This is a genomic window from Streptomyces sp. NPDC001868 (assembly GCF_040297125.1).
Classification (GTDB): domain Bacteria; phylum Actinomycetota; class Actinomycetes; order Streptomycetales; family Streptomycetaceae; genus Streptomyces.
The window spans coordinates 372,483-382,031 of the sequence record NZ_JBEOYO010000003.1 but is presented as its reverse complement, the minus strand read 5'-3'; the positions used below and the strand labels follow the sequence as shown (position 1 = coordinate 382,031).

Annotated in this window: 9 protein-coding genes; 8 read left to right on the top strand and 1 reads right to left on the bottom strand. The window is 72.4% G+C overall.

The annotated features are described in order from the left end of the window. Window positions 1–138: 138 nt before the first annotated feature. The gene (locus ABT147_RS06500; RefSeq protein ID WP_351403005.1) at window positions 139–1,365 is read right to left on the bottom strand and encodes a sensor histidine kinase; all 1,227 of its coding nucleotides are present in this window, start codon (window positions 1,363–1,365) and stop codon (window positions 139–141) included. Between the two features lie 303 nt (window positions 1,366–1,668). Between ABT147_RS06500 and ABT147_RS06495 the strand changes: the two genes are divergently transcribed. Genes ABT147_RS06495 through ABT147_RS06460 form a run of 8 tightly spaced genes read left to right on the top strand, consistent with a single transcriptional unit; the run spans window position 1,669 to window position 9,545 of the window. Beyond that, the gene (locus ABT147_RS06495; protein ID WP_351403004.1) at window positions 1,669–2,088 is read left to right on the top strand and encodes an NADH-quinone oxidoreductase subunit A; all 420 of its coding nucleotides are present in this window, start codon (window positions 1,669–1,671) and stop codon (window positions 2,086–2,088) included. After that, complete coding sequence (locus ABT147_RS06490) at window positions 2,079–2,873, top strand: NADH-quinone oxidoreductase subunit B (protein WP_351403003.1); 795 nt, start codon at window positions 2,079–2,081, stop codon at window positions 2,871–2,873. The genes ABT147_RS06495 and ABT147_RS06490 overlap by 10 nt, the downstream gene beginning before the upstream one ends. Further along, complete coding sequence (locus ABT147_RS06485; protein WP_351403002.1) at window positions 2,870–4,864, top strand: NADH-quinone oxidoreductase subunit C; 1,995 nt, start codon at window positions 2,870–2,872, stop codon at window positions 4,862–4,864. The genes ABT147_RS06490 and ABT147_RS06485 overlap by 4 nt, the downstream gene beginning before the upstream one ends. Further along, entirely contained in the window at window positions 4,861–5,829 is a 969-nt protein-coding gene (locus tag ABT147_RS06480) for a complex I subunit 1/NuoH family protein (RefSeq protein WP_351403001.1), read from the top strand. The genes ABT147_RS06485 and ABT147_RS06480 overlap by 4 nt, the downstream gene beginning before the upstream one ends. A 2-nt stretch (window positions 5,830–5,831) precedes the next feature. Further along, complete coding sequence (locus ABT147_RS06475) at window positions 5,832–6,398, top strand: NuoI/complex I 23 kDa subunit family protein (RefSeq protein WP_351402999.1); 567 nt, start codon at window positions 5,832–5,834, stop codon at window positions 6,396–6,398. Then, entirely contained in the window at window positions 6,395–7,144 is a 750-nt protein-coding gene (locus ABT147_RS06470; RefSeq protein ID WP_351402998.1) for an NADH-quinone oxidoreductase subunit J family protein, read from the top strand. The genes ABT147_RS06475 and ABT147_RS06470 overlap by 4 nt, the downstream gene beginning before the upstream one ends. Then, the gene (gene nuoK, locus ABT147_RS06465; RefSeq protein WP_351402997.1) at window positions 7,144–7,554 is read left to right on the top strand and encodes an NADH-quinone oxidoreductase subunit NuoK; all 411 of its coding nucleotides are present in this window, start codon (window positions 7,144–7,146) and stop codon (window positions 7,552–7,554) included. The genes ABT147_RS06470 and nuoK overlap by 1 nt, the downstream gene beginning before the upstream one ends. After that, window positions 7,551–9,545 carry an NADH-quinone oxidoreductase subunit 5 family protein gene (locus tag ABT147_RS06460; protein WP_351402996.1) on the top strand — a complete coding sequence of 665 codons (1,995 nt, stop codon included), beginning with the start codon at window positions 7,551–7,553 and terminating at the stop codon, window positions 9,543–9,545. The genes nuoK and ABT147_RS06460 overlap by 4 nt, the downstream gene beginning before the upstream one ends. The last annotated feature ends 4 nt before the right edge of the window (window positions 9,546–9,549 follow it).

The window sequence follows — 9,549 nt, the reverse complement described above, 5'->3', positions numbered from 1 at the left end:
GCGCCCCTGAGAAGCACGGGGCGCAGCCCCGGCTTCTCAGGGGCGCGGGGAACTGCGCGAGAAGCCCCACCGGACCCGCACCCGCCCACGACGAAGGGGCACCCACGACGAGTAGGCGCCCCTCCAAACCGCCGCGCGCTACCGCCCCCGCCAGGGCAACTCCGCCGTAACGGTCGTGGGCCCACCCACCGGCGACTCGATCACGAACAACCCGTCCACCGCCCCGAGCCGCTCCGCGAGCCCCGCTATCCCGCTCCCCCCGTCGAGCCGCGCACCCCCACGCCCGTCGTCCCACACCTGGATCAGCAGTCGGTCGTCGGACCGCCAGACATCCACCGAGGCCGTCTTCGCCCCGCTGTGCTTGCTGATGTTCTGCAGCAGTTCGGAGACCGTGAAGTACGCGATCCCCTCGATCGCGGCGGCAGGCCGCTCCGCCAGATCGACGGTCACCTTCACCGGCGCGGTGCACCGCGTGGCCACCGAAGACAGCGCCGCGTCGAGCCCCCGGTCCGTCAGCACCGCCGGATGGATCCCCCGAGCCAGGTCCCGCAGCTCCTGAAGGGCCAGCTTCACCTCACCGTGCGCCTCGTCCACCATCGAGGCCGCCGCGTCGGGATCCTCCAGCAGCTTCTCCTTGGCGAGCCCGAGCCCCATCGCCAGATTCACCAGCCGGGCCTGCGCCCCGTCGTGCAGATCCCGCTCGATCCGCCGCAGATCGGCGGCGGCGGTGTCGACGACGACCCCGCGATCGGACTCCAGTTCGGCGATCCGCCGTTCCAGTTCATCGGACGGCGACAACAGCGACCGCACCATCACCCGGTCCACGTTCGTCAGCCCCCGCACGATGTACGGCAGCACCGGCCACGCCACGAACAGCCCCGTGAGAGTGATGACGAACGTCGCGATGCCCCACGGCATCCGGATCAGCTCGTACAGCATCGAACGCCAGCCGACGGGATCCTTCACGCTCATCCAGATCTGCGCGAAGAACCCCTCGTCGGCCCGCCGCCCGCTCCTGCGGAACGGCAGCGGACTCGGCTCGTCCACCCGCACCCGCAGCAGCGCCCGCGCCCGCATCCGCTCCAGCCGCCCCAGCAGCCGGGCCCCCATCAGCGCGGCGGCGAGCAGCGGGAAGCCGATCACCGTCAACGTCAGGAAGGCACTCGTGGACAGCACCGTCATCACGTACACGAACCCGAACAGCGCGAGCGGCAGATTCGCCAGCAGATACGCGATCTCCCGCCATGTCTGCGCCCCGAACGCGAACCGCGCGGGCGGCAGCGGTTCGGAGGGCGTCTGACTGGCGGGCAGGGGACGACCGTACGGCCGCCCGGAGCCGGTCGGAAAGGAGAGGGGTTCGGTCATGCCCACCAGCGTGCCCGCCCGCCCCCGCCCCGCGCCATGAGGCGGACCGCCCCGCCCGTCCTGGGGAAAACCCCACCCCGCCCCGTCCCGCCCCATCCCGACCCCTCTCCCCGAACCATGTCCTGTGCCGCGTCTCGGCCCGTCCCAGCCGGCACTCGGGAGTGCCGTCCTGTGACGGGCTGCTTACGGTCTCTTTAGCAGGGCCTAGACTCCCGTGCGTACAGATCGTCGAACAGCGAAGTACGTACGGCGTCTCCGCATCACGTACGTACGAATCGCCAGGCCAGGGAGCGAGGGACGGACGTGCCGGAACCGACCGTCGCCGTAGCGGCGGAGCCGACCGTCGTCGTAGCGGCGGACTACTTCCAGTCCTACTCGGTGGTCGGACTGCTCGCCGCCGTGGGCGTGCTCTTCGTCGCCGTCGCCTTCGGCGCGGGACGGCTGCTGCGACCCGAGGTTCCCACCCGCGAGAAGCTCCTGACGTACGAGTGCGGCGTCGACCCCGTCGGCGAGGGCTGGGCCCACACCCAGGTCCGCTACTACGTCTACGCCTTCCTCTACGTCATCTTCGCCATCGACTCGATCTTCCTCTTCCCCTGGGCGACGGTCTTCGCCGACCCCGGCTACGGCGCGACGACCCTGGTCGAGATGTTCGTCTTCCTCGGTTTCCTCGCCGTGGGCCTGCTCTACGCCTACAAGAAGGGCGTCCTGGCATGGACGTGACGCCAGAAACGAACGCACCGGAAACGAACGCACCGGAAGCGAACGCACCGGAAGCGAACGCGGCGGAGCCGGGCGCCGCGGGGGCAGGCACCCCGGGGCCCGTCCTCCTCCCGGAGCCGAAACGGCTGGGCGCCCTCGCCCGCCTCGCCCCCGAGCCGATGAAGGTGATCCTCAACTGGGGCCGCCGCTACTCCCTCTGGGTCTTCAACTTCGGCCTCGCCTGCTGCGCGATCGAGTTCATCGCCGCGTCCATGGCCCGCCACGACTTCATCCGCCTCGGCGTGATCCCCTTCGCCCCCGGCCCGCGCCAGGCGGACCTCATGGTCGTCTCGGGCACGGTCACGGACAAGATGGCCCCGGCGGTGAAGCGCCTCTACGAACAGATGCCCGAGCCGAAGTACGTCATCTCCTTCGGCGCGTGCAGCAACTGCGGCGGCCCCTACTGGGACTCCTACTCCGTCACCAAGGGCGTCGACCAGATCATCCCCGTCGACGTCTACGTCCCCGGCTGCCCGCCCCGCCCGGAGGCCCTCCTCCAGGGCATCCTGAAACTCCAGGAGAAGATCGCCCGCGAGTCCCTGGGGGAGCGCTACGGCAACGGCCCCGCCGGTACGGCAACGGCGGGCGCGCGCCCGTCCACGACGGCCCTGCGGAGCGACCTGGTGAAACCCCCGGCACCGGCGACCGGCGGCGGCACCGAAACCGACCAGACCGAGAAGACCGGGACGACGGAGAAGACCGGGACGACGGAGAAGGCTGAGAAGACCGAGAAGGGGGACAGGTGACCGGCTGGCTGCCCGCCCCCGCCGAGGAGCTCTTCGGCCCCGAGGCCACGGCCGAGGAGTCGTACGAGGTCCTCACCGTGGACGTCCCGTCCGCATCCTGGACCGAGGCGCTGCGCACGGCCCGCTCCACGCTGGGCTGCACCTATTTCGACTGGCTGAGCGCGGTCGACGAGCCGGGCACGGGTTTCCGGGTGTCGGCCCACGTGGTGGCCCTGGCCCCCGTCCGACGCCTCCTCGTCCGCACGACGGTCCCCCACGATTCCCCGGTCCTGCCCACCGCCGTCGACATCTACGCCGGCGCGGCCTGGCACGAACGCGAGACCCACGAAATGTTCGGCGTCCGCTTCGAGGGCCACCCCGCCCTGGACCACCTCCTCCTCCCCGAGAACTTCGAGGGCCACCCCCTCCGCAAGGACTTCGTCCTCGCCGCCCGCGTCGCCAAGGCCTGGCCCGGCGCGAAGGAACCCGGAGAGTCCGAGCACGGCGCCCCCAAACGCCGCCAGATGCTCCCGCCCGGCGTCCCCGACCCCAACGAATGGGGCCCCCTCAAGGGCCAACTCCCCCCGGCCCCCTCCCGCCCACCCCGAGCCACAGCGGCCCGCACCCCAGGCGACCGCCCGGCACGCCGACCACGCACACCCGCCGAAGGCCCAGCCACCCAGCCGCCGACCGCCGAAGCCCCGGCGTCCCCGCGCCGGGCCCGCACAGCGAGCGAGGGCTCGGCCAGCCAGACGACCACCGGTAGCGCCCCGTCCGACGCCCCGGCATCCCCGCGCCGCGCCCGTACGTCGGCCGAGGGCTCGGCAAGCCAGACGGCTGCCGACCCGGCCCCTGACGCGGGTCCCGGCCCTACGCCGCCGCGCCGCACCCGCACCGCGAGCGAGGGCTCAGCCAGCCAGTCGACGACCGATAGCGCTCCCTCCGACGCCCCGGCGTCCCCGCGCCGCGCCCGTACGGCGGCCGAAGGCTCGGCCAGCCAGTCGACGACCGGTAGCGCCCCGTCCGACGCCCCGGCATCCCCGCGCCGCGCCCGTACGGCGGCCGAGGGTTCGGCGAGCCAGACGGCTGCCGGCCCGGCCCCCGACACGAGCGCGGGCCCCACGCCGCCGCGCCGCACCCGCACCGCGAGCGAGGGCTCGGCCACCCAACGTCCCCAGCCTCCGGCTGAGCCTTCCCCGCCCGAGGCCTCCGCCCCGGAATCCCAGACCGCTGCCGGGGAGCAGCCCGCTTCTCACGAGCACGCCACGCCTGGAGAGCAGGCCGGTACCTCAGAGCAGCAGTCGCCCTCCGAGCAGCAGTCGCCCTCCGACCAGCGCACGGCTGCCGCTGAGCGAACCGCTCGACCCGAGCGGACGCCTCCCGCCGGACCGCGCCGCGCCCGCAGCGCATCCGGAGGCTCGGCGAGCCAGCGCGAGCCCGCCGACACCTCAGGCACCGGCGAGCCCCCGGCTCGGCCCCGCCCCGCCACCCGCAGCACGGACGCGCCCTGGCACCACGCCCGCCCGGCGTTCGACGAGCCCGAGCCCGAGCGCGCGCCCCAGCCGAAGGCCGAGCCCGCCCCCAAGCCCGAGCCGGAGCGCCCCACCACCCCTGAAGCCCCCGGGCCGGATGCCGCCCCCGGCGCATCGACAGAACCCGATCCGACCGACGCCGACGGCGACGCCAAGCCCGAGTCCGATGCCAAACCCGGCGTCGATGCCCAGCCCGACTCCGACTCCGACTCCGACGCGGGCGCGGGCGCACAGACCGACTCCGACTCCGACTCCGCCCCCACCGACGACCGCACCCCCACCCCAGGCACCCCACCGCAGCACCCCGAGTCACCCGGCACACCCTCGCCCCAGCCCCCGGACGAGACCCCTCCCCCCAAGGCCCCCGGCGACTCCACGTCCGACGACCCCGGCGGCCCCGCCGAAGAACACACCCCCGAAGACCCGCCCAACCCCAACCCCAACACCACCCCCCAACCCCCCACGGGAGGCTCGCAGTGAACGACGCTCTGGACGTCGCCCTGCGACTCCTCATCGTGTTCGTCGTCTTCCTGACCTTCCCCTTGATCATCGGTCAGACCGAACACAAGGTGATGGCCCACATGCAGGGCCGCCTCGGCCCCATGTACGCCGGCGGCTTCCACGGCTGGGCCCAACTCGTCGCCGACGGCGTCAAGTTCGCCCAGAAGGAAGACATCGTCCCGGCGGGAGCCGACCGCCGGGTCTTCCAGATGGCCCCGGCCGTGGCCCTCCTCCCGTACCTCCTCGTCCTCCTCGCCATCCCCATCGGCCCCGGCGAGGGCGCCGTGGGCGAGGTCATCGACGCGGGCATCTTCTTCGTCCTCGCCGTGATGGGCGTAGGCGTCCTCGGCTCGCTCATGGCCGGCTGGGCATCCGCGAACAAGTTCTCCCTCCTCGGCGGCCTCCGCACCGCCGCCCAGCTCCTCGCCTACGAACTCCCGATGCTGCTCACCGCCGCCTCCGTGGCGATGGCGGCCGGCACGGTCTCGCTCGTCGGCATCGTGGACGCCTTCGAGTGGTGGTGGCTCCCCTGGCAGATCGTCGGCGCGATCGTCTTCTTCGTCGCCGGCCTCGCCGAACTCCAGCGCCCGCCCTTCGACATGCCCGTCGCCGACTCGGAGATCATCTTCGGCGCGTACACCGAGTACACCGGCCTCCGCTTCGCCCTGTTCCTCCTCGCCGAGTACGCCGGCATCGTCGTCCTGTGCGGCCTGACCACCGTCCTCTTCCTCGGCGGCTGGCACGGCCCGTGGGGCGCCGACGGCCTCGGCTGGGTCTGGACCCTCCTGAAGACCGCCGCCCTCGCCTTCGTCGTCATCTGGCTCCGCGTGACCTACCCCCGTCTGCGCGAGGACCAGCTCCAGAAGCTCTCCTGGACCCTCCTCGTCCCCCTCTCCCTCGCCCAGATCGCCCTCACCGGCATCGTCAAGGTGGTGATCCGGTAACCATGGCCCCCATCCCCGGCAGTGGCCTCGCCAAAGGCCTGGCCGTCACCCTCCGCACGATGACGCGGAAGACCGTCACCGCGCAGTACCCGGACGTCCAGCCCGAACTCCCGCCCCGCACCCGAGGCGTCATCGGGCTGTTCGAGGAGAACTGCACGGTCTGCATGCTGTGCGCCCGCGAGTGCCCGGACTGGTGCATCTACATCGACTCCCACAAGGAGACCGTCCCGCCCGCCGTCCCCGGCGGCCGCGAGCGCAGCCGCAACGTCCTCGACCGCTTCGCCATCGACTTCTCCCTCTGCATGTACTGCGGTATCTGCATCGAGGTCTGCCCCTTCGACGCCCTCTTCTGGTCCCCGGAGTTCGAGTACGCCGAGACCGACATCCACGAACTCACCCACGAGCGCGACAAGCTCCGCGAGTGGATGTGGACCGTCCCCGCCCCACCGGCCCTCGACCCCTCGGCCGAGGAACCCAAGGAACTGGCCGCCGCCCGCAAGACCGCCGAGAAGCTCGCGGCCACCCAGCAGGCCGAGCCGGACGAACCAGAGGAGGGAGCGGACTCATGACCCTCACCCAGGCACCCCACGACCTCCTCACCCAGACACCCCACGACCTCCTCACCCAGACACCCCACGACGTCCTCACCCAGGCACCGCACACCCTCCTCGCCCAGGCACCCCAAGGCTTCCTCTCCCCGACCGGCGTCGAGATCGCCTTCCTCCTCGTCGGTCTGGTCACCTTCGGCGCCGCGATCGTCACCGTCACCACCCGGCAGCTCGTGCACGCCGCCCTGTGGCTGGTGGTGGCGCTCGGCGGGCTCGCCGTCGAGTACCTCCTGCTCACCGCCGAGTTCATCGCCTGGGTGCAGGTCCTCATCTACGTCGGTTCCGTCGTCGTCCTCCTCCTCTTCGGCCTGATGCTCACCAAGGCCCCCATCGGCCGCTCCCCGGACGCCGACTCCGGCAACCGCTGGGCCGCCCTCACCGTGGCCCTCGCCTCGGCCGCCGCCCTCGTCTGGGTCGTCGTCGACGCCTTCCGCACCACCTGGATCGACCTGGACGGTCCCGCCGCCGGCTCCACGAAGGCCACCGGCGAGAGCCTCTTCCAGAACTGGGTCCTCCCCTTCGAGGCCCTCTCCGTCCTCCTCCTGGCGGCCCTGGTCGGCGCGATCGTCCTCTCCCGCAAGGCCAAGCCGAACGCCGAGCCGGACGCCGAGGCGAACACCAAGCCGAGCACCAAGCCGAACGACGAGGCAGCCACCGCACCCCAGCCGGACAAGGAACCCAAGCCGGCCAAGGGAGGCGTCCGCTGATGCACCTCGCCTATCCCGTCGTGCTCTCCTCCCTCCTCTTCTGCACGGGCCTGTACGGCGTCCTCGCCCGCCGCAACGCGATCCTCGTCCTGATGTCCGTCGAGCTGATGCTCAACGCCGTCAACCTCAACCTCGTCGCCTTCGACGTCTGGCTGAGCAAGGCCGCCGAGGAGACCCTGCACTCAGGCCAGGCCCTGACCCTGTTCACGATCACCATCGCCGCCGCCGAGATCGGCATCGGCCTGGCGATCGTCCTGGCCGTCCACCGCAACCGGGGCACCGCAGACATCGACAAGCTCCGCGACACCGCCGAGGGCCACGAGACCGGGACCGACGGTGCCGAAGACCCCGACGCGGCCCAGGGGTCCGGCCGACCCGAGCGGAGCGAGAAGGCTGAGGCCACCGCGTGACCACGACCACCCTCGCCGTCCTCGTCCCCCTCCTCCCGTTCCTCGGCGCCGCCGCCGGCCTGCTCCTCGGCCGCACAGCCCCCGGCTTCGTCCGCCCCCTCGCCGTACTGCCGACCCTCACGGCCTTCGCCCTGGCCGCCGTGGTCGCCGTACGCCAGGGCGGCGACGCTGCCGTGGACGCGGCCACCCAGCTCACCCCGACCGGCTCGGTCCCGATCGAACTCGCCCTGCACATCGACGGCTTCGCCGCCCTCGTCGCCGTCCTGGTCAGCCTGGTCGCCACCTGTGTGCAGGTCTACTCGACGGGCTATCTGCGCGACGACCCGCGCTACCCCTCGTACGCCGCCCTCGTCTCCCTCTTCACCTCCGCGATGCTCCTCGTCGTCTACTCCGGCGATCTGATGGTGCTCCTGGTCGGCTGGGAGATCATGGGCATCTGCTCGTACTTCCTGGTCGGCCACTACTGGGAGACCCCGGAGGCCCGCGCCGCCTCCCTGAAGGCCTTCCTGGTCACCAAGCTCGGCGACGTCCCCTTCCTGATCGGTCTGTTCGCCCTCGCCACGGACGCCGGGTCCTTCCGCATCACCCGGATCCTGGCCACAGTCGCCGAAGGCGGCCTGGACCACCCCACGCTGATCGCCCTGCTCCTCCTCGCCGGAGTCGCCGGCAAGTCCGCACAGTTCCCCCTGCACACCTGGCTCCCCGACGCGATGGCGGGCCCCACGCCCGTCTCCGCGCTGATCCACGCCGCGACGATGGTCGCCGCCGGTGTCTACTTCGTCGCCCGCCTCCTCCCGGTCTTCGCCGCCTCCTCGGCGGCCCTGCTCGTCCTCGCCGTCATGGCCGCGATCACCATGGTCGGCTCGGGCCTCGCCGCGCTCGCCCAGGACGACATCAAGCGCGTCCTCGCCTACTCGACGATCGGCCAGCTCGGCTACATGACCGGCGCCCTCGCCGTCGGCGACAGCGGTGCCGCCGTCTTCCACCTCATCTCCCACGGCGCCTTCAAGGCGCTGCTGTTCCTCGCGGCCGGCGTGATCATCCACGCCGCCGGCACCAACTCCCTGGCCGCCATGTCCCGCATGAGCCATCTGCGCGCCCGCGTCCCCGACGCCTTCTGGACGATGACCGTGGCGCTGCTCGCCCTCGCCGCGATCCCGCCCTTCAGCGGCTTCTTCTCCAAGGAGTCCGTCCTCGGAGCCGCCGAGCACGCCGCCACCGGCCACGCCCAGCCCGTCCCCGGCGCCGCCAGCTGGACCGTCCTCGTCGCCGGCGTCCTCACGGCTCTGCTCACCGCCGCGTACGCCGCCCGTCTGTGGCTCCTCGCCTTCCACGGCGAGGGCACCGAGGCACCCGACCACGGCCGTCAGCCGAGCACGATGACCGTGGTGCTGTGGGTGCTCGCCGTGCCCTCCCTCGCCTTCGGCGCGCTCGCCTACGGCAGGCTCCCCGACTGGTTCGACGGCGACGACCTGGCCCCCACCCTCACCACGTCCGTCCTCGGCACGGGCGCCGCCCTGATCGGAGCCCTGGTGACGTACGCGGCCTGGCGGTCGGCGCGAGCCAAGGCGGCCCGCGTCCCGTTGGGCGCGGTCGCGGCCCACCCCGAGGCGGACGCCGCCACGGTCGAGGCGGAGGCCATCGCCAGCCACACCCCCGCCTACGGGGACGTGGCCTCGGCACCCGACCCGGCGGACCCGGGCCGCCTCCTGCTCGGCCCGCTGCACCGCCACGCCGCCGCCGGCTTCCACCTGGACGCCGTGTACTCGGCCCTCTTCGTCCGCCCGGTCCAGGCCGGCGCCAGTCTCGTCCGGTTCCTCGACCGCGAGGTCGTCGACACCTACGTGAGCGGCGCGGGCGCCCTGCCCCGCCTGCTGGGCGCGGCCGTACGCAAGGCCCAGACCGGCAACGTCCAGACCTATGTGAGCGCGCTGCTCGCCGGCACCGTCGTCCTGGTGGTCGCCGCCCTCGTCGTCGCCACGGGAGCGTGAGCAG

Excerpts from the sequence above, each read along its gene's own strand:
- ABT147_RS06470 (WP_351402998.1), top strand. The coding sequence starts at position 6,395 with ATGACCCTCACCCAGGCACCCCACGACCTCCTCACCCAGACACCCCAC.
- ABT147_RS06500 (WP_351403005.1), bottom strand. The coding sequence starts at position 1,365 with ATGACCGAACCCCTCTCCTTTCCGACCGGCTCCGGGCGGCCGTACGGT.
- ABT147_RS06475 (WP_351402999.1), top strand. The coding sequence starts at position 5,832 with ATGGCCCCCATCCCCGGCAGTGGCCTCGCCAAAGGCCTGGCCGTCACC.
- ABT147_RS06490 (WP_351403003.1), top strand. The coding sequence starts at position 2,079 with ATGGACGTGACGCCAGAAACGAACGCACCGGAAACGAACGCACCGGAA.
- nuoK (WP_351402997.1), top strand. The coding sequence starts at position 7,144 with ATGCACCTCGCCTATCCCGTCGTGCTCTCCTCCCTCCTCTTCTGCACG.